At 72.7% G+C, this 22,484-nt stretch carries 22 protein-coding genes; 6 read left to right on the plus strand and 16 right to left on the minus strand.

Going from position 1 to position 22,484, the window contains the following annotated elements:
• Positions 1-157 precede the first annotated feature (157 nt).
• Positions 158-2,002: an ABC transporter ATP-binding protein gene (locus DFQ13_RS24305; protein WP_407643204.1), complete on the minus strand. Its 1,845-nt coding sequence runs from the start codon at positions 2,000-2,002 to the stop codon at positions 158-160.
• Positions 2,003-2,162: 160 nt separating this feature from the next.
• Between DFQ13_RS24305 and DFQ13_RS24310 the strand changes: the two genes are divergently transcribed.
• On the plus strand, positions 2,163-3,437 hold the full coding sequence (locus tag DFQ13_RS24310; RefSeq protein ID WP_052021307.1) for a glycosyltransferase family 87 protein: 1,275 nt from the start codon (positions 2,163-2,165) through the stop codon (positions 3,435-3,437).
• Between the two features lie 34 nt (positions 3,438-3,471).
• Here DFQ13_RS24310 and DFQ13_RS24315 read toward each other — a convergent pair whose 3' ends face one another.
• Positions 3,472-3,684 carry a helix-turn-helix domain-containing protein gene (locus DFQ13_RS24315; RefSeq protein WP_035284057.1) on the minus strand — a complete coding sequence of 71 codons (213 nt, stop codon included), beginning with the start codon at positions 3,682-3,684 and terminating at the stop codon, positions 3,472-3,474.
• A gap of 187 nt (positions 3,685-3,871) precedes the next feature.
• Positions 3,872-5,500 (minus strand): ABC-F family ATP-binding cassette domain-containing protein, encoded by a 1,629-nt coding sequence (locus DFQ13_RS24320; RefSeq protein ID WP_035284055.1) that lies wholly within the window; start codon positions 5,498-5,500, stop codon positions 3,872-3,874.
• A 174-nt stretch (positions 5,501-5,674) separates the two neighbouring features.
• Between DFQ13_RS24320 and DFQ13_RS24325 the strand changes: the two genes are divergently transcribed.
• Complete coding sequence (locus tag DFQ13_RS24325; RefSeq protein WP_110081488.1) at positions 5,675-6,445, plus strand: SDR family oxidoreductase; 771 nt, start codon at positions 5,675-5,677, stop codon at positions 6,443-6,445.
• 187 nt (positions 6,446-6,632) lie between these two features.
• Here DFQ13_RS24325 and DFQ13_RS24330 read toward each other — a convergent pair whose 3' ends face one another.
• Positions 6,633-7,061 (minus strand): hypothetical protein, encoded by a 429-nt coding sequence (locus tag DFQ13_RS24330; RefSeq protein ID WP_146241347.1) that lies wholly within the window; start codon positions 7,059-7,061, stop codon positions 6,633-6,635.
• Between the two features lie 349 nt (positions 7,062-7,410).
• Complete coding sequence (locus DFQ13_RS24335) at positions 7,411-8,973, minus strand: deoxyguanosinetriphosphate triphosphohydrolase family protein (protein ID WP_110081490.1); 1,563 nt, start codon at positions 8,971-8,973, stop codon at positions 7,411-7,413.
• A 111-nt stretch (positions 8,974-9,084) separates the two neighbouring features.
• Between DFQ13_RS24335 and DFQ13_RS24340 the strand changes: the two genes are divergently transcribed.
• On the plus strand, positions 9,085-10,209 hold the full coding sequence (locus DFQ13_RS24340; RefSeq protein ID WP_110081491.1) for a lycopene cyclase family protein: 1,125 nt from the start codon (positions 9,085-9,087) through the stop codon (positions 10,207-10,209).
• On the opposite strand, the gene mug is transcribed toward DFQ13_RS24340, so the two are convergent.
• The 9 genes from mug to DFQ13_RS24385 form a co-directional block, all read right to left on the minus strand.
• A complete protein-coding gene (gene mug, locus DFQ13_RS24345) occupies positions 10,181-10,723 on the minus strand; it encodes a G/U mismatch-specific DNA glycosylase (protein ID WP_035277535.1) in 543 nt (180 codons plus the stop codon). The genes DFQ13_RS24340 and mug overlap by 29 nt on opposite strands.
• A gap of 313 nt (positions 10,724-11,036) precedes the next feature.
• On the minus strand, positions 11,037-11,462 hold the full coding sequence (locus tag DFQ13_RS24350) for a metal-sulfur cluster assembly factor (RefSeq protein ID WP_181400134.1): 426 nt from the start codon (positions 11,460-11,462) through the stop codon (positions 11,037-11,039).
• The gene (gene sufU, locus DFQ13_RS24355; protein WP_110081492.1) at positions 11,459-11,905 is read right to left on the minus strand and encodes a Fe-S cluster assembly sulfur transfer protein SufU; all 447 of its coding nucleotides are present in this window, start codon (positions 11,903-11,905) and stop codon (positions 11,459-11,461) included. The genes DFQ13_RS24350 and sufU overlap by 4 nt, the downstream gene beginning before the upstream one ends.
• Positions 11,906-13,201 (minus strand): cysteine desulfurase, encoded by a 1,296-nt coding sequence (locus DFQ13_RS24360; protein WP_035277532.1) that lies wholly within the window; start codon positions 13,199-13,201, stop codon positions 11,906-11,908.
• 51 nt (positions 13,202-13,252) lie between these two features.
• Positions 13,253-14,026, minus strand: a complete 774-nt coding sequence (sufC, locus tag DFQ13_RS24365; RefSeq protein WP_035277531.1) for a Fe-S cluster assembly ATPase SufC — start codon at positions 14,024-14,026, stop codon at positions 13,253-13,255.
• A 24-nt stretch (positions 14,027-14,050) separates the two neighbouring features.
• Positions 14,051-14,365, minus strand: a complete 315-nt coding sequence (locus DFQ13_RS24370; RefSeq protein WP_035277529.1) for a non-heme iron oxygenase ferredoxin subunit — start codon at positions 14,363-14,365, stop codon at positions 14,051-14,053.
• A 34-nt stretch (positions 14,366-14,399) separates the two neighbouring features.
• Positions 14,400-15,596 carry a Fe-S cluster assembly protein SufD gene (gene sufD, locus DFQ13_RS24375; protein ID WP_110081493.1) on the minus strand — a complete coding sequence of 399 codons (1,197 nt, stop codon included), beginning with the start codon at positions 15,594-15,596 and terminating at the stop codon, positions 14,400-14,402.
• The gene (gene sufB, locus DFQ13_RS24380) at positions 15,596-17,044 is read right to left on the minus strand and encodes a Fe-S cluster assembly protein SufB (RefSeq protein WP_035277525.1); all 1,449 of its coding nucleotides are present in this window, start codon (positions 17,042-17,044) and stop codon (positions 15,596-15,598) included. Before sufB ends, sufD begins: the two co-directional genes overlap by 1 nt.
• The gene (locus tag DFQ13_RS24385; protein WP_233427377.1) at positions 17,041-17,769 is read right to left on the minus strand and encodes a helix-turn-helix transcriptional regulator; all 729 of its coding nucleotides are present in this window, start codon (positions 17,767-17,769) and stop codon (positions 17,041-17,043) included. Before DFQ13_RS24385 ends, sufB begins: the two co-directional genes overlap by 4 nt.
• Positions 17,770-17,901: 132 nt before the next feature.
• On the opposite strand from DFQ13_RS24385, the gene mptB reads away from it, so the two are divergent.
• Genes mptB through DFQ13_RS24400 form a run of 3 tightly spaced genes read left to right on the plus strand, consistent with a single transcriptional unit; the run spans position 17,902 to position 21,220 of the window.
• Positions 17,902-19,512, plus strand: a complete 1,611-nt coding sequence (gene mptB, locus DFQ13_RS24390) for a polyprenol phosphomannose-dependent alpha 1,6 mannosyltransferase MptB (RefSeq protein WP_035277523.1) — start codon at positions 17,902-17,904, stop codon at positions 19,510-19,512.
• 11 nt (positions 19,513-19,523) lie between these two features.
• Entirely contained in the window at positions 19,524-20,450 is a 927-nt protein-coding gene (locus DFQ13_RS24395) for an ABC transporter ATP-binding protein (protein WP_110081564.1), read from the plus strand.
• A gap of 53 nt (positions 20,451-20,503) precedes the next feature.
• Positions 20,504-21,220, plus strand: coding sequence for an ABC transporter permease (locus DFQ13_RS24400; protein ID WP_110081565.1), 717 nt, complete (start codon positions 20,504-20,506; stop codon positions 21,218-21,220).
• A 34-nt stretch (positions 21,221-21,254) separates the two neighbouring features.
• Here the strand turns inward: DFQ13_RS24400 and DFQ13_RS24405 are convergent, their stop codons facing one another.
• Both DFQ13_RS24405 and DFQ13_RS24410 read right to left on the minus strand, forming a co-directional pair.
• Positions 21,255-22,148, minus strand: a complete 894-nt coding sequence (locus DFQ13_RS24405) for a hypothetical protein (RefSeq protein ID WP_110081495.1) — start codon at positions 22,146-22,148, stop codon at positions 21,255-21,257.
• A complete protein-coding gene (locus tag DFQ13_RS24410; RefSeq protein WP_035277517.1) occupies positions 22,145-22,483 on the minus strand; it encodes a PadR family transcriptional regulator in 339 nt (112 codons plus the stop codon). Before DFQ13_RS24410 ends, DFQ13_RS24405 begins: the two co-directional genes overlap by 4 nt.
• Position 22,484 lies beyond the last annotated feature (1 nt).

The raw sequence follows: 22,484 nt of genomic DNA on the forward strand, positions 1-22,484 counted from the left end.
GCAGCGCCGCCAGGCGCAGCGCCGCCAGGCGCAGCGCCGCCAGGCGGCGGCGGTGGTCAGGCGGCGGCGGTGGTCAGGCGGCGGCGGTGGTCAGGCGGCGGCGGTGGTCAGGCGGCGGCGCCGCCAGGCGGCGGCGGTGGTCAGGCGGCGGCGGTGGTCAGGCGGCGGTGGTGGATTTGGCGTACTGGGTGCGGTAGAGGGTGGCGTAGCGGCCGTTCGCGGCCAGCAGGGCGTCGTGGGTGCCCTGCTCGACCACGTGGCCGTCCTCCACCACCAGGATGCGGTCGGCGGCCCGGATCGTGCTGAGGCGGTGGGCGATCACCAGGGCGGTGCGGCCGCGCAGGGCGTGGGTCAGCGCTTCCTGGACCGCGACCTCGGATTCGGAGTCGAGGTGGGCCGTGGCCTCGTCGAGGATGACGACCTGGGGGTGGGCCAGCAGGAGGCGGGCGATGGTGAGGCGTTGGCGTTCACCGCCGGAGAGGCGGTAGCCGCGTTCGCCCACGACGGTGTCCAAGCCGTCGGGGAGGGCGTCCAGGAGGGGGGCCAGGCGGGCGCCGCGGAGGGCTTCGCGGATGTCGTCGTCCGTCGCCCCCGGGCGGGCGTAGGAGAGGTTGGCGCGGATGGTGTCGTGGAAGAGGTGGCCGTCCTGGGTCACCACGCCGACGGTGTCGCGCAGGGTGTTGAAGGACAGGTCGCGGACGTCCACTCCGGACAGCCGGACCGAACCGCCGTCCACGTCGTAGAGGCGGGGCAGCAGGGAGGCGATGGTGGACTTGCCCGCCCCGGAGGAACCGACCAGGGCGATGAGCTGGCCCGGTTCGGCCCGGAACGAGACGCCGTGCAGGACCTCGCGGGCTTCGCGCCGGTCGAGCACGGCCACCTCCTCCAGCGAGGCGAGGGACACCTTCTCCGCCGCGGGGTAGCCGAAGCGGACGTCGGTGAACTCGACCGAAACCGGTCCCGGGGGCAGCGGGGTCGTGCGGCTCCGCTCGGTGATCATCGGTGGCAGGTCGAGGACTTCGAAGACGCGCTCGAACGACACCAGCGCCGTCATGACGTCGACGCGGACGTTGGCCAGGGCGGTCAGCGGGCTGTAGAGGCGGGTCAGCAGCAGGGCCAGGGAGACGACGGTGCCCGCGGCGAGCTGCCCGGTGAGCGCGAGGTAGCCGCCGAGGCCGTAGACCAGGGCCTGGGCGAGGGCCGAGACCAGTTGCAGCGCCGTCATGAACCAGCGGGTGGCCATGGCCGTGCGGATGCCGATGTCGCGGACCCGGCCCGCGCGTTCGCCGAACTCCTCGGCCTCGGCGCCGGGGCGGCCGAAGAGCTTGACCAGGGTGGCGCCGGGGGCGGAGAAGCGCTCGGTCATCTGCGTGGTCATCGACGCGTTGAGGGTGGCGGACTCGCGTTGCAGGTCGGCCATGCGCCTGCCCACGCGGCGGGCGGGCAGGACGAACACCGGCAGCATGACCAGCGCCAGCAGGGTCACCTGCCAGGACAGGGTCAGCATCACCGCCAGCGACAGCACCAACTGGATCACGTTGGTGACCAGGCCCGACAGCGTCGAGGTGAAGGCCCGCTGGGCGCCCATGACGTCGTTGTTGAGCCGGGAGACCAGCGCCCCGGTGCGGGTTCGGGTGAAGAACGCGACCGGCATCCGCTGGACGTGCTCGAACACCGCGCGCCGCAGGTCGTAGATCAGGCCCTCGCCGACCCGGCTGGACTGCCACCGCGCCGCCACCCCCAACCCGGCGTCCAGCACGGCCAGGCCCGCGATGGCCACCGCCAGCCACACCACCGTCGACACCGCGCCCCGGCCGACGATCTGGTCGACCACCCGGCCCGCCAGCAGCGGCGCGCTGACCGCCAGCACCGCCGACACCACGGTCAGCAGCAGGAAGACCAGCAGCCTGCCCCGGTGGCGTCCGCTGAAGGCGAACACCCGGCGCACGGTGCCCTTCCGCAGGCCCTTGGGCGCGTCGGCGGCGCGGACCGCCCCGGCCATCAGACGACGTGGACTCTCCACGGTGCCCCCTCTCGCTCAGCCCCGGTACAACACCGTTGCGCCACCACAACTTCCCACACGCGGGCGACAAGTGCGGGCGGTTGTCCACAGGGGGGTGGGGGCTGGGTAGCCTGGCCGACGGAATCGGGAGGGGACACGGATGCCGCTGAGCCGGGCACTGCGGCCGGACCTCGCCTTCTACGGGGTCAGCGCGGCCTTCGCCCTCGCCACGGCGTTCGCCTCGGAGTTCTACGGCTACCGCGTCTGGGGCAACTCCGCCTCGGTGGGCTACCTGGCCGCGCTGGCACTGACGCTGTGGATCGCGCTCACCGGCGGGGCGGGGCGGGGGCTGCGCTCGCGCTGGGCGCCCGCGGTCGTCGCCTGGGTGCCCGCGACGCTGGTGCCGATCGGGGTGCTGGTGGTCAAGCGGTCCCCGGCGTTCGTCTGGGGGCAGTGGCCGTGGGCTTTCCCGGCGCAGCCGGAAGTCTGGGTGATCGAGCGATCGGCGCGCGCCCTGTTCGCCGACGGGACGCCCTACCTGGACCTGGACACGCTCAACCGGGCCCCGCACCCGGACGACTACACGCCGTACGGACCCTCCATGACCGTGTTCGGGATGCCCAGGGCGCTCTTCGGCGACCACCCGCTCACCGACGCGCGGATCGCCTTCCTGGTGGTCACCCTCGCCGCGTTCGCCCTCGCCTGGCGGGTCCTGGGCAGGCCCGGGGTCCCGGTCGGTGCGGCGCAACTGCTCCTGGTCAGCCCGCTGACCGCCCTCACCCTGGCGGTCGCGGGCGACGACGTCGCCGTCGTCGCGCTCATCGTGCTGGGCGGCGCGCTGGCCTACCGCGCCCACCCCGGCTGGGCCGGGTTGCTGTGCGCGGTGCTGATCACGATGAAGCTCACCGCCCTGCCCGCCGCCGCCGTGCTGGCGGTGGGCGTGGCGGCGCACCGGGGCGGCCGCGGGCTCGCGGCGTTCCTCGGCTGGCTCGCGGGCGGCGCCGCGGCCATCGTGCTGCCGGTCCTGCTGGTCGACCCGACCTCGTTCGTCGAGCACGTGGTCAAGTTCCCGGTGGGCCTGGGCCGGGCCGGTTCCCCGGCGTCGAGCCCGCTGCCCGGTCACCTGATCGCGGCCACCGGCCCGGTCGGGCACGTGCTCGCCCTGGTGCTGCTGGTGGCCGCGGCGGTCGCCGTCACCGCCTGGCTGCTGCTGCGCCCGCCGCGCACCGCGGCCGACGCCATGCTGCGCACCGCGGCCGGTCTGGGTGCGGCGATCCTGCTCGCCCCGGCCACCCGTTGGGGTTACCTGGTCTACCCGGTGGTGCTGCTCGGTGCCGTGGTCGCGTTCGCCGCGGCGGGCGACCCCGAGGACCGGGCGCGACCCGGTTCGGCGGAACCGGACTCCGCTCCGACAGCACCGATCCCGCCCCGCTGAATCGAACCGGCCAGGGCCGGGGCGGGAAACGGCGTTACGGCTTCTTCTTGGTCCGGGTGGCCCCGCCGCGGCCGCGCAGGGTCACGCCCGACTCCGACAGGACTCTGTGGACGAAGCCGTACGAACGCCCCGTGCTTTCCGCCAGGGCGCGGATGCTCGCACCCTTCTCGTACTTCTTCTTCAAGTCGGTGGCAAGTTTGTCGCGCGTGGCACCGGTGATCCGCGCGCCTTTCTTGAGGTCAGCCACGTTGTCCGCCTTCCATCGCGAAGTGGTGGGGTCACGTGAGACCCCTACCGCCGCAATGATCGAACACGAAACGCAGGAATGCCAGACGAGATGACGAACTGTCAACAAAAGGCGGCGTCACAGCAGATGCAGGAACGGGGACGCTGCGTGATCCCCGATTACAAGATCCCTGGAAAACGGCCAGTTTTCAGGCCAACTGCACCAGTTCGAGGTAGTCGGCGGACCAGTGGTCCTCGGTGCCGTCTGGGAGAAGGATCACCCGCTCGGGTTCCAACGCCTCCACCGCACCGGGGTCGTGGGTGACCAGGACGACGGCCCCGGTGTAGCGGCGCAGCGCGTCGAGGACCTGCTCGCGGCTGGCCGGGTCCAGGTTGTTCGTCGGCTCGTCGAGCAGCAGCACGTTGGCCGCGCTGGAGACCAGCCCGGCCAGCGCCAACCGGGTCTTCTCACCGCCGGACAGCGTGCCCGCGGGCTGGTCCAACTGCTCACCGGTGAACAGGAACGTGCCCAGCAGCGACCGCAGTTGCTGCTCCTGGGTGTCCGGCGCCGCCCGCCGCACGTTGCTCCACACGCTCGCGGAGTGGTCGAGCGTCTCGTGCTCCTGCGCGTAGTAGCCCAACCGCAGCCCGTGCCCGGCGACCACCCGACCGGAATCCGGGGTCTCCATCGCCCCCAGCAGCCGCAGCAGCGTGGTCTTGCCCGCGCCGTTGAGGCCGAGGATGACCACCCGGGAGCCCTTGTCGATGGCAAGGTCGACCCCGCTGAAGATCTCCAGCGAGCCGTAGGACTTGCTCAGCCCCTCGGCGGTCAGCGGCGTCCTGCCGCAGGCCGCGGGCTCCGGGAAGCGGATCTTGGCCACCTTGTCGGCCTGGCGCACCTCGTCCAGACCGGACACCAGCTTCTCCGCGCGCTTGATCATGTTCTGCGCGGCGACCGCCTTGGTGGCCTTGGCCCGCATCTTGTCGGCCTGCGCCATCAGGACGCCCGCCTTCTTCTCGGCGTTGGCCCGCTCGCGCCTGCGCCGCTTCTCGTCGGCGGCGCGCGCGTCGAGGTAGCGCTTCCAGCCCATGTTGTAGATGTCGACCTCGCCGCGGGTGGCGTCGAGGAACCACACCTTGTTCACCACGTCGGCGAGCAGGTCGACGTCGTGGCTGATCACGATGAGGCCGCCGCTGTGGCCCTTGAGGAAGCCGCGCAGCCAGTTGATCGAGTCGGCGTCGAGGTGGTTGGTCGGCTCGTCGAGCAGCAGGAGCGTGCCCGCCCCGCCGCCCGCGCCGGACTCCGAGGCGGCGAACAGGATTCGCGCCAGCTCGACCCGGCGGCGCTGACCGCCGGAGAGCGTGCCCACCGGCTGGGCCAGGACGCGGTCGGCCAGGCCGAGGTTCGAGCAGATCCGCGCCGCCTCGCTCTCCGCGGCGTACCCGCCGAGCCCGGCGAAGCGCTCCTCCAGCCTGCCGTAGCGGGCGACCGCTCGGTCGCGCACCGCCTCGTCGGCGTGCTCGGCCATGGCGGTCTGCGCCTTCTCCATCTCGCGCAGCAACTCGTCCAGACCGCGCGCGGAGAGCACCCGGTCCTTCGCGGTGACCTCCAGGTCGCCCTCGCGCGGGTCCTGCGGGAGGTACCCCATCTCACCGGACCGGGTGAGCTTGCCGCCGTAGGGCTCGCCCTCCCCGGCCAGCACGCGCAGGGTGGTGGTCTTGCCCGCGCCGTTGCGGCCCACCAGGCCGACGCGGTCACCCGCCTGCACCCGGAGGGTGGCGTCGGCGAGCAGGACGCGCGAACCCGCGCGCAATTCGAGATCGGTGGCGGTGATCAAGGAAAGGCTCCGTCGATAGCGTGGCGATGGGCAGGGGTCATCCGCCCGCGAACCGGAACTCGCGGGCCCTCCTGCACGTCAGTCGGTGGAGACCACGCGACCAGTCTACGCGCCGCCCGCAACCGACCTGTGGGCAGACTCGAAACTAAGCGCGCGCTTAGCTACAGTGCCCGCATGACTTCAGCCGAGTTCACCGGGAAGACCGCCCTGATCACCGGCGCCAGCCGCGGCATCGGCCTGGCCGTGGCCACCCACCTCGCCCGCGGCGGCGCCGCGGTCACCATCTCCGCCCGCAAGCAGGACGCCCTCGACGCCGCCGCCGAGGAGATCCGCGCCGCCGTCCCCGGCGCCCGCGTCCTCGCCGCCGCCGCCAACACCGGCAACGACGACGACCGGGCCGCGGTGGTCGCGCGCACCGTCGAGGAGTTCGGCTCACTGGACGTGCTGGTCAACAACACCGGCATCAACCCCGTCTACGGCTCCCTGATGGAGGCCGACCTCGCCGCGGTCCGCAAGATCTACGACACCAACGTCGTCGCCGCCCTGGGCTACGTGCAGCTCGCGTTCAAGGCCTGGATGGCCGAGCACGGCGGCAGCGTCATCAACGTCGCCTCCGTCGCGGGCATCCGCTCCACCGGCGTCATCGCCGCCTACGGCACCAGCAAGGCGGCGCTGATCCGGCTCACGGAGGAACTGGCCTGGCAGCTCGGACCCAAGATCCGGGTCAACGCCGTGGCACCGGGCGTGGTGAAGACCAAGTTCGCCGAAGCGCTGTACGCCGAGGGCGAGGAGCAGACGGCGGCGGCCTACCCGATGAAGCGCCTGGGCACGCCGGAGGACGTGGCTGAGCTGATCGCGTTCCTGGCGTCGGAGCGGGCGTCGTGGATCACCGGGGAGACGGTGCGGGTGGACGGCGGGCTGCTGGCCACGGGCACGCTCGGCTGAGCCGTGTTCCTGGTCGCCGGTTTTTGTGGGGGTGCCCGGCTGGGTGGATGTGCTTGGTCGGGGCCCCTACGGCGATCATGCGGCCCAGCGTGACAGGGTGGGGCTGAAGGGATGCCCCACCGCCCGGACAGGCTTGCACATGATCGCCACCCCCGACCAAACACATCCACCCACCCGGGCATTGCGGTCACCGGGCTGGCGGTTTCGGGGTGGTCGGCGGCTGCGCCAGTGGGGTTCGGCGTAGCCGGCAGCCGGGCCGGCGGTTCGCGGTGCAGTCGGCAGCGTTGCGGGCGGGGCGGGGGTCAGCCGGTGGTGGTGCTGGGGGCAGTGGAGGGCGGGGCGGTCGGGGTGCCCTGGCCTGGCGGGGCGGTCGGGGCGGGCCCTGGCCGCCGCGATCACCCGGGCGGTCGAAGCGGCCGGGGCCGCGGTCGCCGGGGTCCCGGTTGTCCTGGCCGCGCTCGTGGCGGGCGTGGCCGCCGTGCCTGCCGTGGTCGTCACCCGCGGCGCCGATGGCGAAGCCCGCGATGCCGCCGACGAGCAGCAGGGTCGCGCTGAGCAGGGCGGCGACCAGGAGGCTGACGGTGCGCGGCGGCGTGGAGCCCGTCGCCGCGATCATCGGCGGTGCCGCGGCCGGGGGGAACACCTGCTGGGCGGTGGAGCCGGGGTTGGGTGTGCCGCTCCGGGCTGCATCGGGCTGAGCGGAGTCCGGCTGGGCCGGGCCACGCCCGGCAGAGCCGGGCAGGGCAGGGCCTGCACCACCGGGCGAGCTGGAGCCGGGCATGGCAGAGCCTGCGCCGGCGGGCGAGCTGGAGCCGGGCAGGGTGGGGGTGGGCTCGGTGGGGGTGGGGGCCGGGAGCGGTGGGGTGGGGTCGGGCCGCTCGGGGTCGGGGTTCGGGGTGTCGGCCATGTCTCATGGTGCGCCTCGGGGATGTGTGGTCTCCGTATCGAGGGCGTTGGCGAGTGGATCAGAGGACGAAGGTGTCGGACCAGGGTTGGGCGGTGCGGCCGGACAGGGCCTCCAGGAGGGAGGCCGCCTGGGTGTCGGTGAGGGAGGCGACGAAGTCGATGACCGCCCGGCCCCTGGCCAGGGCCAGGACGCCGGAGCGGCCCGCAGGACCCTCGCCGGTGGCGCCGATGAGGGTTTCCGGGTGGTCGGCGGCCAGGGCGCTGTACTCGGTGTGGGCCAGCTCCACCAGGTCGTTGAGGCGGCGGGGGAGGCGGTCGGCCTCGAAGCGGTCGTCGAGCCACTGGTCGAGGGCTTCGACGAGCTTGGTCAGGAGGCGGGCCTGGCCGCGCTGGTAGAGGGCGAGGTCGGGGCGGAGGAGGACGAAGCGGCGGTGCACGAACTTGAGGACCTGGACCTCGTGCCACTGGGTGCGGCCGAGCAGGACGTGGCCGGAACGGGTCGGGGGATCGGGCAGCACGTGCATCCCGGCGACCAGGCGCGCGGTCCAACCAGAGGAGAAGCGACCGAAGGCCTGTTCGGCGTCGACCGAGCCGTCGAAGGGGACGGCCAGGAGGGAGTCGACCAGTTCGGCCCGGACCCTGGACACCGCCTCGCCGAACGCGTCGTCGTCGACCATCCAACTGTCGCGGGCGTGCAGGCGCCTGCGCAGGACCTCCAGGGAGCGGCCGGGGCGGCGCTCGTCGGAGCGCAGGGCCGCGTCGTCGAGGGCGGCGAAGCCCGCGCGGTCGGCCTCCCACTGGCCCAGTTCGGCGGAGACCGGGGCGTGCTGCAGGACGCCGATGCGGTGGAAGTCCTCCAGGTCGTGGATGGCGTAGGCGATGTCGTCGGCGTTGTCCATCACCGAGGCCTCGACGGTCTGCTGCCAGTCGGGGATGCGACCGGCGAACGGGAGGCGGGCGCCCGCGTGGTCGTCGAGTTCGGTGACGTAGACGGAGAACTTGCTCGACCCCGTGCCCGGGGCGTCCTTGGGCTCGGCGGCGCCGCGGGGCGGGTCGGCCAGGGCACTGGGGTGCGGCGGAGCCCCGGCCAGGCGGGCCCACGGGTACTTGAGCACCGCCGCGCGCACCGCCGCGGTGAGGTCGAGGCCCGCGGCGCGGGGGCCCCGGGTGTCGGTGGTGGTGATGATCCGGAAGCTCTGGGCGTTGCCCTCGAAACCGTCGGGGAGGGCGAACCGGTGCCGGGCGATGCGGTCGAGGACCTGCTCGCCGAGGTGCCCGAACGGCGGGTGCCCCAGGTCGTGCGCCAGCGCGGCGGCCTCCACCACGTCCGGGTCGCAGCCGCCCAGCTTGTCCAGCAGCGGGACCAGGTCCGCGTCGGCGGCCAGCCGCTCGGCGATGGCCCTGGCGACCTGGGCCACCTTGAGGCTGTGGGTGAGCCGGTTGTGCAGCAGGCCCGACCCGCTGACGCTGACCACCTGCGTCACCCCGCCCAGCCGGGCGAAGAACGGCGAGGCGACGATGCGGTCGCGGTCGGCGCGGTACGGGCTGGTGGCGAGGTCGGCCGCGCCCGCGCCGCGGTCGCGGCGGGCTTCCCTGGCCGGGGTGTCGGCTGGTTCGGACATGCCGCAGAGCTTAGGGCGCGGCACCGACACGGGTCGGAATCCGTCCACAGGTCACGGTCGGCGGTCGGGGTGGGATCGGCGGCGACGGCCGGGGTGTGGTCGGATCGGGGCATGGACGTCGTGGTGGTGGGATCGGGTCCGGCGGGGTGGGCCGTGGCCGACGCCTGCGGCAGGCGCGGGCTGGAGGTGGCGCTGGTGGCGCCCGCTCCGCTGACCCTGTGGCCCGCGACCTACGGGATGTGGGCCGAGCAGGCCGCGGTGCTGCCCGACGGGGCCGCGACGACGGCCGCCACCGGCGTGCGCGCGGCCGGGCGGCTCCTCGACCAGGGGTACGTCGTACTCGACAACGCCGCCACGCAGGCCGCTTACGCGCGCGGGTCCGTGACCCCGATCGCCGACCGGGTCGCCTCGGCCGACCACGGGCCGCGCGGGTCCACGGTGGTGCTCGCGTCCGGGCGGCGCCTGGCGTGCCGGGTCGCGGTGGACGCCAGCGGCGCGCTGCGGGTGCTCTCGGGTGGACGGCCCGGCGGCCACCGCGCGGAGCAGACCGCCCACGGACTGGTGTTCCCCGCCGAGGCGGTCGCTGATCTGGTGCCGCCGGGGCAGGCGATCTTCATGGACGACTGGTCCACACAGGACGGGCTGGCCACCTTCCTCTACGCCGTCCCGCTCCCGGGAGGACGGACCCTCGTGGAGGAGACCTCCCTCGTCGCCAAGCCCGGTGTGCCCGTGGAGCGGTTGCGGCAGCGGCTGATCGCCCGGCTGCGCGCCGCCGGGGTGGACCCCGGGGCCGCGACCGCGGCGGAGAACGTCCGCTTCCCCATGGACCTCCCCCGGCCCCGGACCGCCGCCATCGGCGCCGCCGCGGGCATGGTCCACCCGGCCACCGGCTACAGCGTCGCCGATTCCCTCGCGGTGGCGCCCCGGCTGGCCGACGCGATCGCCGCGGGCGGGACGGGCCGGGACGTGGTGTGGACACCGGCGGCCCGGGCCGTGCACGCCCTGCGCGCGCACGGCGCCCGGGTGCTGCGGTCGCTGCCCGCCGCCGCGCTGCCGGAGTTCTTCGACGCCTTCTTCGCGCTGCCCACCGAGGTGCGCCTGCCGTACCTGACCGGGCGGGAGGACGTCGCGGGGACGACCAGGGCGATGACCGAGCTGTTCCGGGGGGTGCCGTGGCGGTTGCGGGCGGCGATGGCGGTGGGCGGGTTCAGCGCAGCGCTTCGCGGAGCAGCCTGAACTCCGCCGCCAGCGCCTCCAACTGGTAGTGGGCGTTGAGCCCGCTCGGGTTCGGCAGCACCCAGACCCCCGCGTCGCCGATCGTGGTGCCCTGGCGGCCGATCGTCGCCTTGGGCACGCCGAAGGCCGTGCGGTAGGCGGTGATCCCGACCACGGCCAGCATCCCGGGCCGGTACTGCCGGACCACCTCGACCAGCCGCTGCCCGCCCGCGCGCAGTTCCTCGTCGGACAGTTCGTCGGCGCGCGCGGTCGCCCGCGCCACCAGGTTGGTCAGCCCCAGGCCGAACGAGGTCAGCTCCTCCTGCTCGGCGGGCCGCAGCAGCCGGGGGGTGAAGCCGGAGGCGTGCAGGGCGGGCCAGAAGCGGTTGCCCGGCCGGGCGAAGTGGTGGCCGGTGAAACCGGAGTACAGGCCGGGGTTGATGCCACAGAACAGGACGTCCAGGTCGGGGGCGAGGACGTCGGGGATGGTGCGGTCGTGGGCGGCGGCGAGTTCGTCACGAGTGGGTCTGGGCACGACCCCATGGGAACAGAAGTCGATCACGGCTGCCACCGGGTCGGCCGGACTGGTCCGAACCTGTCGTCCGCCGACGAACGGGTCACCCCACCGGCGGGACACCTTTTGTCACAAAGAGGCAATCCGTGCGGCGGCCGCTTCCTTTGCTTCCCGCGCAGCGCTTCACCCCCACTCCCCCATGTGGATTCCGACTGTGCCCCCACCCCGGGGGTTCCCCGCCGATCCGAGGATCTTGATATCTTTATAGTGAATAGATTATGATCGATATTGAAGGTATGAGAAAAGCCCCGGGGCCTGCCCGGGGCTTTTTCCGTCAGACGGTGAAGCCGAGGGCGCGCAACTGCTCGCGCCCGTCGTCGGTGATCTTCTCCGGGCCCCACGGCGGCATCCAGATCCAGTTGATCCGGAAGTCGTCGACGACCCCGGACCCGCTCAGCGCGACCCGGGTCTGCTCCTCGATCACGTCGCTGAGCGGGCACGCGGCCGAGGTCAGCGTCATGTCCAGGGTGGCGGTGTTGTCGTCCTCGACCCGGATGTCGTACACCAGGCCCAGGTCGACGACGTTGATGCCGACCTCGGGGTCGACCACGTCGCGCATGGCCTCCTCGACGTCCTCCACCGAGGCCACGTCGGCGCGCGGGGCGGCGACCTGGTCGGTCATCCCGGCGGCGCCGCGCACGACCTCCTCGGCGGAGACCTCGGGCACCGTGTCCGTGTCCTGCGTGCTCTGCTCGGTCATGCTCGACCCTCCCCTTCGGCGCGGACGACCGCGTCCTTGAACGCCATCCAGCCCAGCAGCGCGCACTTCACGCGCGCCGGGTACTTGGCCACACCGGCGAAGGCGATGCCGTCCTCCAGCACGTCCTCGTCCGGCTCGACCTTGCCGCGCCCCTGCATCAGTTCCACGAACGCGTCGAGCTTCTTGAACGCCTCCCCCACCGGCCTGCCGACCACCAGGTCGGTCAGCACCGACGTCGAGGCCTGGCTGATCGAGCAGCCCTGCCCGTCGTAGGAGACGTCGGCGACCTGCTCGCCGTCGAGCCGCACCCGCAGCGTGACCTCGTCCCCGCAGGTCGGGTTGACCTGGAAGGACTCGGCGTCGAACGGGTCGCGCAGGCCGCGGCCGTGCGGGTTCTTGTAGTGGTCCAGGATGATCTCCTGGTACAGCGACTCCAACTGCACCTAGACCACCCCGAAGAACCGCTGGACCTCGCGCACCCCGGCGAGGAACGCCTCGACGTCGGCGAGGTCGTTGTAGACGTAGAAGCTGGCCCGCACGGACGCCGGGACGCCCAGGCGCCGGTGCAGCGGCCACGCGCAGTGGTGGCCCACCCGCACGGCCACGCCCTGGTCGTCGAGGACCTGCCCGACGTCGTGCGGGTGCACCCCGTCGACGACGAACGCCACGGCCCCGCCCCGGTCGGTCACCGCACCCGCCGGGTCCAGCCCCGGGCCCAGGACCCGGATGCCCGGGATCTCGGCCAGACCGGCCAGGGTCGCCAGGGTCAGGTCGTGCTCGTGCCGGGAGACCTCCGCCATGCCCAGCGCGGACAGGTAGTCCACGGCCGCGCCGAGGGCCACCGCCTGCGAGGTCATCGGCGTGCCCGCCTCGAACCGCTGCGGCGGCGCGGCGAAGGTGCTGGCCTCCATCCGGACCGTCTCGATCATCGAGCCGCCGGTCAGGAACGGCGGCAGCGCGGCCAGCAGCTCGCGGCGCCCGTAGAGCACGCCGAGGCCGTACGGGCCGAGCATCTTGTGGCTGGAGAAGACCGCGAAGTCCACGTCCAGCGCCCGCAGGTCGACCGGCTGGTGCGGCACCGACTGGCAGGCGTCGAGCAGCGTGAGCGCGCCCACGGCCTTGGCCCGCGCGACGATCGGCGCGGGCGGGTTGACCGTGCCGAGCACGTTCGACTGGTGGGTGAACGCCACCAGCTTCGTGCGCTCGTTGACGATCCCGTCGAGGTCGGACAGGTCGAGCCTGCCCTCGTCGGTCACCGGGAACCAGCGCAGGGTCGCCCCGGTGCGCTGCGCGAGCTGCTGCCAGGGCACCAGGTTCGCGTGGTGCTCCATCTCGGTGGTGACGATCTCGTCGCCGGGGCCGAGGGCGAACCGCGCCGCCTCCGGCCCGGAGGTGGCCGCGTTGCCCATGGCGTAGGCGACCAGGTTGACGCCCTCGGTGGCGTTCTTGGTGAACACCAGCTCGTCGGCGTCGGTGCCGACGAACGCGGCGATGCGCGCCCTGGCGGCCTCGTAGGCGTCGGTGGCCTCCTCGGCGAGCTGGTGCGCGCCGCGGTGGACCGCCGAGTTGTGCTGCTCGAGGAACTCGCGCTCGGCGTCGAGGACCTGCCTCGGGCGCTGCGAGGTGGCGCCGGAATCCAGGTACACCAGGCGCTTGCCCTCGCGGACGGTGCGGCCCAGGATCGGGAAGTCGGCGCGGAGGGCGTCGACGTCCAGCGGTGCGGAGACTGTGGTGGTCACCTGACCGGCACCTCCTTGTCTGTCAGTTCGGGTGGCTGCTCGGGTGCAACGTCAGGAGGCCGTCGTGGCTTCCTGGATCGCGGCGTACTTGACGTAGCCCTCGTTCTCCAGGACGTCGGCCAGCTCGGCGCCGCCGGACTCGACGATGCGCCCACCGGCGAAGACGTGCACGAAGTCCGGGGTGATGTGGCGCAGGATGCGGGTGTAGTGCGTGATCAGCAGCACACCGGTCTCCCCGGAGGCCTTGTACCGGTTCACGCCGTCGGACACCACGCGCAGCGCGTCGACGTCGAGGCCGGAGTCGGTCTCGTCCAGGATGGCGATCTTCGGCTGGAGCAGCGCGAGCTGCAGGATCTCGTGGCGCTTCTTCTCACCGCCGGAGAAGCCCTCGTTGACCGAGCGCTCGGAGAAGGCCGGGTCGATCTCCAGCTCGCCCATCTGCTGCTTGACCTCCTTGACCCAGGTCCGCAGCTTGGGGGCCTCGCCGCGGACCGCGGTGGCGGCGGTGCGCAGGAAGTTCGACATCGACACGCCGGGGACCTCGACCGGGTACTGCATGGCCAGGAACAGGCCAGCGCGGGCGCGCTCGTCGACGGACATGGCGAGCACGTCCTCGCCGTCGAGGGTGATCGTGCCGGAGGTCACCTCGTACTTGGGGTGGCCCGCGACCGCGTAGGACAGCGTCGACTTGCCGGACCCGTTGGGGCCCATGATCGCGTGCGTCTCGCCCGCCTTCACGGTGAGGTCGACGCCCTTGAGGATCTCCTTGGGACCGTCCTCGGTGGCGACCGAGACGTGCAGGTCCTTGATCTCCAGGGTGGCCATTCTCTTCATCTCTCCAGTGGTGGTTCAGTTCAGGGTGGTCGTCACGTCGACCAGGACGTCGTCACCGTTCACGGTGACCGGGAAGACCTCGACCGGGTCGGTGGCCGGTGGGGAGGACGGTGCGCCGGTGCGCAGGTCGAAGCACGACCCGTGCAGCCAGCACTCCAGGCCCTTGCGGGTCAGCTCGCCCTCCGACAGCGACACCTCGGCGTGGCTGCACGAGTCGCGCAGCGCGTGCACCTGCTCGCCCCGGCGCACCAGCACCACGGGCACGTCGTCGACCTCGACGGCGAACGGCTTGCTGTCGTCAAGGTCGGTCAACGCACACGCCCTGCTCATCTCGCCTCCGCGGCGGGGAGTACGTCGGCGCGGATCATGCGCCGACGGCTTCCAGCTCCGCCTCGATCGCCGCTTCCAGGCGCTCGCGCACCTCGGGGACGGCGATCTTGTGGATCAGCTCGTGGAAGAAGCCGCGCACGACCAGGCGCCGGGCCTGGCCCTCGGGGATGCCGCGGGCCTGCAGGTAGAAGAGCTGCTCGTCGTCGAAGCGGCCGGTCGCGCTGGCGTGGCCCGCCGAGACGATCTCGCCGGTCTCGATCTCCAGGTTCGGCACCGAGTCGGCGCGGCACCCGTCGGTCAGCAGCAGGTTGCGGTTGAGCTCGTAGGTCTGGGTGTCCTCGGCGACCGCGCGGATGAGCACGTCGCCAATCCATACTGCGTGCGCGGCAGGTTGATCCTCACGGCCCTGCAACGCGCCCTTGTACGTCACGTTCGACGTGCAGTTCGCCTGGTTGTGGTCGACGAAGGTGCGGTGCTCGAAGTGCTGGCCCGCGTCGGCGAAGTACACACCGGACAGGTCGACCTCGGCGCCCTTGTCGGCGAACTTCGCGGTCGGCGAGACCCGCACGACGTCGCCGCCGAGGGTCACGACGGTGTGCTTGAGCACCGCGTCGCGGCCGATCGTCGCGTGGTGCGCGGAGACGTGCACGGCGTCGTCGGCCCAGTCCTGGATGGACACCACGGTGAGCTTGGCGCCGTCGGCGAGGACGAACTCCACGTTGTCGGCGTAGACCCCGGAACCCCGGTGGTCGAGCACGACGGTGGCCTCGGCGAACCGCTCCGCGCGCACCTGGAGGTGCCCGTAGGCGACCTGGCCCGCACCGGGGCCGGTGATCGTGACCGAGACCGGCGCGGAGGCGACGGCCTCCTTGGTCACGGTCAGCACGGTGGCCTCGGTGAACGAGCTGTAGGCCTGCGCGGCGATCCGGTCGGCCGGGACACCGCCCGCGCCGAGGCGGGCGTCGTCGCGACCGACCACCTCGTGGGTCACCTCGGCCGGGGTGTCGACCGCGATCGACGCGGAGCCGGTCGCCGCGGCACCGGTGTGCAGCCCGGCGAGCCGCTTCATCGGGGTGAAGCGCCAGATCTCCTCCCGGCCGGTGGGCACCTCGAACGCGTTGACGTCGTAGGAGGTGAACCACTCGGCCCGGGAGGACTCCGGGACAACAGCCCCGTGGGAGTGGGGCTTGGCCGCGGTGTTCTCGATGACCGCGGGCTGTGCTGCCGACATCAGCCGACCGCTCCTTCCATCTGGAGCTCGATGAGACGGTTCAGTTCGAGGGCGTACTCCATGGGGAGTTCGCGCGCGATGGGCTCGACGAACCCGCGCACGATCATCGCCATGGCCTCGTCCTCGGTCAGGCCGCGCGACATCAGGTAGAACAACTGGTCGTCGCTGACCTTGGACACGGTGGCCTCGTGGCCCATCGCCACGTCGTCCTCGCGGATGTCGACGTAGGGGTAGGTGTCCGAGCGGCTGATCTGGTCGACCAGCAGCGCGTCGCACTTGACCGTGGACTTCGAGTGGTGCGCCCGCTTGTTGACCTGGACCAGGCCGCGGTAGGAGGTCCGGCCGCCGCCGCGCGCCACCGACTTGGAGATGATCGTCGAGGACGTGTGCGGTGCCATGTGGACCATCTTGGCACCCGCGTCCTGGTGCTGGCCCTCGCCCGCGAAGGCGATGGAGAGGACCTCGCCCTTGGCGTGCTCGCCCATCAGGAACACGGCCGGGTACTTCATGGTGACCTTGGAGCCGATGTTGCCGTCGATCCACTCCATGGTCGCGCCCTCTTCGGCCTTGGCGCGCTTGGTGACCAGGTTGTAGACGTTGTTCGACCAGTTCTGGATGGTCGTGTAGCGGCAGCGGCCGCCCTTCTTGACGATGATCTCCACGACCGCGGAGTGCAGCGAGTCCGAGGAGTAGATCGGCGCGGTGCAGCCCTCGACGTAGTGCACGTAGGCGCCCTCGTCGACGATGATCAGCGTGCGCTCGAACTGGCCCATGTTCTCGGTGTTGATCCGGAAGTAGGCCTGCAGCGGGATCTCGACGTGCACGCCCTTGGGGACGTAGATGAACGAGCCGCCGGACCAGGTGGCGCCGTTGAGCGCGGAGAACTTGTTGTCCCCGTGCGGGATCACCGAGCCGTAGTACTCCTCGAACAGCTCCGGGTGCTCGCGCAGCGCGGTGTCGGTGTCGAGGAAGATGACACCCTGCTTCTCGAGTTCCTCGTTGATCTTGTGGTAGACCACCTCGGACTCGTACTGGGCGGCGACACCGGAGACCAGGCGGGCCTTCTCCGCCTCCGGGATGCCCAGCTTGTCGTAGGTGTTCTTGATGTCCTGGGGCAGGTCCTCCCAGCTCGCGGCCTGCTTCTCGGTGGAGCGCACGAAGTACTTGATGTTGTCGAAGTCGATCCCGGAGAGGTCCGAACCCCAGGTCGGCATCGGCTTCTTGTCGAACAGGCGCAGCGCCTTGAGGCGCGACTCGAGCATCCACGCCGGTTCGCTCTTCTTCGCGGAGATGTCCCGCACGACGGCTTCCGAGAGGCCGCGCTTGGCGCTCGCGCCAGCGAAGTCCGAGTCGGCCCAGCCGTACTCGTAGCGCCCGAGCGAGTCCAGGGTCTGCTCCTGGGTCATCGGGGTCGCTGTGGTGGTTCGCTGCTCGGCAGCGGCAGTCATAGGGACTTCCCTCCATCCGGAACTTCTCGAGCTGTGGTGCGCCGCGCGCGCTGCTGGTCGGGCACGTGCGGGACGTGCGTGGTGCACGCCGCGTCGCCGTTGGCGATGGTCGCCAACCGCTGCACGTGCGTACCGAGCAGGTCCGCGAACACCGCCGTCTCGACCTCGCAGAGCTGCGGGAACTCCGCAGCCACGTGCGCGACCGGGCAGTGGTGCTGGCAGAGCTGCTCACCGATGCCGACGCTGCGCGTCGAGGCGGCGTAGCCCTCGCGGGTCAGTGCCGTGGCCAAGGCCTCGGCGCGGGCCGCGGGGTCGGCGATCGCGGTGACGGCCTCGCGGTGCGGGTCGACCAGGGTGGCTACCCGGCGCTCGGCGAACGCCCGCACCGCCTGCTCCCCGCCGGACTCGGCGAGGAACCGGAGGGCGGAGATCGCCAGGTCGTCGTAGGCGTGGCCGAACCGGGCGCGCCCGGACTCGGTCAGCAGGAAGAGCTTGGCCGGGCGTCCGCGGCCCCGCTGACCGCGGCGGGGTGCGTCACGGGTGTACGCCTCCCCGTCGGCGACCAGGGCGTCCAGGTGCCTGCGGACGGCGGTCGGGCTCAGCCCCAGCGCCTCGGCGATCGCGGCCGCCGTGACCTCCCCGCGCTCCAGCAGCAGTCGGGCCACACCGTGCCTGGTGCGACCGTCGACCTGCTGACCTGCGCCGACGGGACCGGGGACGGTCACCCCCGGTGCTGGTGGAGCTGGTTCGGTCTTTTTCACAACACAAGTGTGTCTTATTTCCCGGAGGCCCGCAAAGGCACCCCCCGATCGCGTGACCGGCTTCACCGCCGCGGCCACCCCGCTACCCTTCGCCACGTGGTGGCAGCGGACACGCAGGAGCAGGCGGAGCGCGGTCGCGCACCGGGGGAATCGGCACCGCTGGACCGGGTGGAGCGCGCGCAACTGGACACGGTGCGCCGGTTCGGCACGGTGGGCTCGCTGCTGCTGACCATCGGTTCGCTCGGCGCGGGCGCGGCCCCGGTGTTCAACCCGGTGTTCCGGCTGCCGGTGCTGGGCCTGTTCAGCCGGATGACGACGGTGGCGCTGGCGTTCGCGTTCACCGGCGTGTTCATGATCGTGCTGGCCTGGCTGGCGCTGGGGCGGCTGTCGCGGCCGGGGCGGGCGCGGGCGGTGTCGGTGCCGCAGATGGGCCGCACCCTGGCGATGTGGATCACCCCGCTGGTGTTCACCGTGCCCAGCTTCAGCCGCGACGTCTACAGCTACCTGGCGCAGAGCGAGATCGTGAACCTCGGCCAGGACCCGTACACCGTCGGCCCGGCGCAGGCGCTCGGGCTGAACAACCCGCTGACCCTGGGCGTGCCGACGATGTGGCGGGAGACCCCGTCGCCGTACGGGCCGCTGTTCCTGACCCTGGGCAAGGCGGTGAGCTGGCTCACCGGGGACCACGTGGTGATGGGCGTGGCCGCGCACCGGCTGATCGCGCTCGTCGGGCTGGCGATGATCGTGTGGTCGCTGCCCCGGCTGGCCCGCCGGTTCGGGGTGAGCCCGGTCAGCGCGCTGTGGCTGGGCGCGGCCAACCCGCTGGTGCTGTTCCACCTGGTCGTCGGCGTGCACAACGAGGCGCTGGCGATCGGGCTGATGCTCGTCGGGTTCGAGCTGGCGCTGCGCAACATGCCGAGGGTGACCCCGGACGGGCCGTTCCCGCCGTGGCAGCGCGGCGAACTGCTCTGGTACGCGATCGGCGCGGCGGTGATCACCCTCGGCGCGGCGGTGAAGATCCCGGCGGCGCTGGCCCTGGGTTTCCTCGGGGTGATGATCGCCCGGCGGGTGGGCGGCCGGTGGTCGCACCTGTTCGCCACGGCGGGCGGGCTGTTCGTGGTGTTCGCCGTGGTGCTCAGCGCCTGCTCGTTCGGCAGCGGCCTGGGCTACGGCTGGGTGGCCACCCTGAACACCGCCTCGACGATCAAGAGCTGGATGGCGCCGATGACCGCGCTCGGCTTCGGCGCGGGCGGGCTGGGCGTGCTGCTGGGCCTGGGCAACCACATCGAGGCGGCGATCACCGTCAGCCGGGCCGTCGGCGGGGTCCTCGGGCCGCTGCTGGCGGCGAAGCTGCTGCTGGACTCGTTCCGCTGGCGGCTGCGCCCGCTGACCGGCCTCGGCGTCGGGATGGGCGCGGTGCTGGTCCTCGGCGCCACCGTGCAGCCCTGGTACCTGCTGTGGGCGGCGGTGCCGCTGGCCGCGGCGGCGGGCAACACCAAGTTCCGCACCGCGGCCACGATCATCAGCGCCGGGCTGGCGGTCGCGCTGGCGCCGACCGGGCAGACCTTCGACGGCCGGGTGTTCGTGCTGCCCTACGCCATCATCGGCGCCGTCGTGGTGACGGTGATCGCCGTGGTGGTGGTCCGCAGGCGGATTCCGCGCGGCGAGTGGCTGCCCGGGCGGCGGGTGACGGCAACCACGCCCTAGGCTGCACAGTCGTGAGCGCCCCCGCCGTCGAGGTGTCCGACCTGGTCAAGAGATACGGGTCCACCACAGCCGTGGACGGTCTGTCGCTGCGGGTCGAGCGCGGCGCGGTCCTGGGGCTGCTCGGCCCCAACGGCGCGGGCAAGACGACCACGGTGGAGACCTGCGAGGGCTTCCTGCGGGCGGACTCGGGCACCGTGCGGGTGCTCGGCCTCGACCCGGTCGCCGACGCGGCGTCGCTGCGCCCCCGGATCGGCGTGATGCCCCAGGGCGGCGGCGCCTACCCCGGGGTGCGGGCGGCGGAGATGCTGGACCTGGTCGCCGCGTGCGCGGCGAACCCGCTCGACCCCGCCTGGCTGATCGACGTGCTGGGCCTGTCCGGCGCGGTGAAGACCCCGTACAAGCGGCTCTCCGGCGGGCAGCAGCAGCGGCTGTCGCTGGCCTGCGCCCTGGTCGGCCGCCCGGAGCTGGTGTTCCTCGACGAGCCCACCGCGGGGATGGACCCGCAGGCCCGGCGCCTGGTGTGGGACCTGGTCGCGGCGCTGCGCGCGGACGGCGTCAGCGTGCTGCTCACCACCCACCTGATGGAGGAGGCCGAGGCGCTGGCCGACCGGGTGGTGATCATCGACCACGGCCGGGTGGTGGCCGACGGCACCCCCGGCGAGCTGACCGCCGAACGCCCCGACGACCAGCGGCTGCGGTTCCGCGCCAAGTCGGGCATGGACACCGCGCTGCTGCTGGCCGCGCTGCCGGAGGGCTGCCGGGTCACCGAGCCCACCGCGGGCGGCTACCTCGTCACCGGGACCGTCGACCCGCAGGTGGTCTCGACGGTGACCGCGTGGTGCGCCCAGCAGGGGGTGCTGGCCGAGGAGCTGAACGTCGGTCGGCGCAGCCTGGAGGACGTGTTCCTGGAGCTGACCGGACGGGAGCTGCGGTCGTGACCTTCCCCGCGGGCACCTTCACCCCCGCACCCGGCCGCGGCCGGACCGGGCGGATGCTGCTGGTCCACGCGCGCACCGAGGCGGTGCTGACGCTGCGCAACGGCGAGCAGGTGCTGCTGACGCTGCTCATCCCGCTGGCGCTGCTGGTCGGCCTGAGCCTGCTCGACGTCATCACCATGCCTGCCCCCCGGGTCGACTCGGTGACCCCGCGGGTGTTCGCCCTGGCGATCATGTCCTCGGCGTTCACCGGGCAGGCCATCGCCCTGGGCTTCGACCGCCGCTACGGCGTGCTCAAGCGGCTCGCGGCGACGGCGCTGCCGCGCTGGCTGCTGGTGGCCGGGCGGGTCGCGGCGGCGCTGGCGGTCGTGGCGGTGCAGCTCGTGGTGCTGGGCGCGGTGGCGCTGGCGCTGGGCTGGTCGCCGTCGGCGGCGGGTCTGGGGTGGACGGTGCTGCTGGTGGTGCTGGGGACGCTGACCTTCGGGGCGCTGGGGGTGCTGCTGGGGGGCGCGCTCAAGGCGGAGGTCGTGCTGGCGCTGGCCAACGTGATCTGGTTCGTGCTGCTGCTGGCCGGCGGGATCGTGCTGCGGGTGGACGCGTTGCCCGGCGGGATGGCCGCTGTGGTGCGGTTGCTGCCTTCCGGGGCGTTGACGGAGGGGTTCACGCAGGCTCTGGTCGACGGGGTCACGCCGTCGTGGTGGGTGTGGGTGACGTTGGCGGCGTGGGGTGCGGTGGGCGGGGTCGCCGCCGCCCGCACGACCAAACTGGTCTAGGCCGACCTCGACGGCGGCGGCTGCACTCCGGTGGTCACCGCCCCGTCCGCCGCTTGACGCTGCGGGGCATCGCACCGAGCAGCACCAGCACCACCAGCGGCAGCCCGTAGAGGAGCGCGTACTGGGCGATGTCGGGCAGGCGGCCCGACACGTCCTGCACAACGGCGGTCAGCAGGGCGGTCGCGACGGGCACCACCAGCACCAGCGCGGCCCGGCGGCCGACACGCGATCCCGCTCCACAGGCGAAGAGCGCGCCCACCGCGAGGACGGCCAGTTCGACGAACTCCACCGACGGCGATCCGTGGGCGAGGGTGCCCACCGCGACGTGCGCGACGACGGCGGCGGCCACGATCGGGACCGCGGCCCCACCCACGCGTTCCCGACCGCTCCGGGGCCCGGGCGACCAGGTCAGGGAGATCGCGGTCAGCAGGCCGAGGAGGGTGGAGCCCGCGTGGGGGGCCGGAATCCAGTGCGGGTTGACGGACAGGACCAGGAAGCCGATCGCGCCCAGCCAGGCGCCCGCGGCGGCGGCCCGGCGGAGCCCGAAAGCGCTGAGCACGGCGGTGAGCAGCCAGATCGCCCAGACCGGGGCGTCGGGGACCTGCTGGGTCCAGGACAGGTCTCCGAGGGCGTCGTTGCGCACCCACCAGGCCACCTCGTGCACGGCGGTCGTCGCCCCGGCGAGCACGGCGACCGGCGCGAGGAGGCTGACGACGGCCAGGACGTCGCGGGGGTCCACACCGCCGTCGAGGGCGAACACGCGGCGCAGGTGCAGGCGGAGGGCGCCCCGGACCAGGTCGGCGGATTCGCGCCACCCGGGGTCGGCGCTCTCCAGGAGGACGGCGAGCATCTCCTCGCCCCGGCGTTCGCGGTGGTCGCGGGGGTAGAGGGCGAGCAGGCGCCGGTAGCGGCGTTCGAGGTCGCTCACGCCGTTCCCCCCGCCTGCCGCAGCCGCAGCCTGCTCGCCGCCGCGCGGGTGTGCGCCCGGACCCGGTCCACCTCGGCCCGCAACCGGGTCGCCCCCTCGTCGGTCAGCCGGTAGTAGCGGCGCAACCGCCCGTCGACGACCTCCTCCCGGTCGACGGCCACCCAGCCGTTCGACGCCAGCCGGTCCAACGCCGCGTAGAGCGTTCCCGCCCGCAGCTTCACCCGGCCCCCGGAGATCGCCTCGACGTCGAGCAGGATTCCGTAGCCGTGCTGCTCCCGGTCGGCGAGCGCCGTCATGATCAGGAACGTCGGTTCCCGCACCGCCTCATCAGCCATA

The organism is Actinokineospora spheciospongiae (genome assembly GCF_003182415.1).
GTDB classification, from domain to species: Bacteria; Actinomycetota; Actinomycetes; order Mycobacteriales; family Pseudonocardiaceae; genus Actinokineospora; species Actinokineospora spheciospongiae.

Bases quoted from the DNA above. Each gene is read 5' to 3' on its own strand.
- DFQ13_RS24400 (WP_110081565.1), top strand. From the start codon at position 20,504: ATGCTGCTGGTCCACGCGCGCACCGAGGCGGTGCTGACGCTGCGCAAC.
- sufD (WP_110081493.1), bottom strand. From the start codon at position 15,596: ATGTCGGCAGCACAGCCCGCGGTCATCGAGAACACCGCGGCCAAGCCC.
- DFQ13_RS24305 (WP_407643204.1), bottom strand. From the start codon at position 2,002: ATGGCCGGGGCGGTCCGCGCCGCCGACGCGCCCAAGGGCCTGCGGAAG.
- sufB (WP_035277525.1), bottom strand. From the start codon at position 17,044: ATGACTGCCGCTGCCGAGCAGCGAACCACCACAGCGACCCCGATGACC.
- DFQ13_RS24310 (WP_052021307.1), top strand. From the start codon at position 2,163: ATGCCGCTGAGCCGGGCACTGCGGCCGGACCTCGCCTTCTACGGGGTC.
- DFQ13_RS24350 (WP_181400134.1), bottom strand. From the start codon at position 11,462: ATGACCGAGCAGAGCACGCAGGACACGGACACGGTGCCCGAGGTCTCC.
- sufC (WP_035277531.1), bottom strand. From the start codon at position 14,026: ATGGCCACCCTGGAGATCAAGGACCTGCACGTCTCGGTCGCCACCGAG.
- DFQ13_RS24335 (WP_110081490.1), bottom strand. From the start codon at position 8,973: ATGTCCGAACCAGCCGACACCCCGGCCAGGGAAGCCCGCCGCGACCGC.
- DFQ13_RS24325 (WP_110081488.1), top strand. From the start codon at position 5,675: ATGACTTCAGCCGAGTTCACCGGGAAGACCGCCCTGATCACCGGCGCC.
- DFQ13_RS24370 (WP_035277529.1), bottom strand. From the start codon at position 14,365: ATGAGCAGGGCGTGTGCGTTGACCGACCTTGACGACAGCAAGCCGTTC.
- DFQ13_RS24410 (WP_035277517.1), bottom strand. From the start codon at position 22,483: ATGGCTGATGAGGCGGTGCGGGAACCGACGTTCCTGATCATGACGGCG.
- DFQ13_RS24330 (WP_146241347.1), bottom strand. From the start codon at position 7,061: ATGATCGCGGCGACGGGCTCCACGCCGCCGCGCACCGTCAGCCTCCTG.
- DFQ13_RS24340 (WP_110081491.1), top strand. From the start codon at position 9,085: ATGGACGTCGTGGTGGTGGGATCGGGTCCGGCGGGGTGGGCCGTGGCC.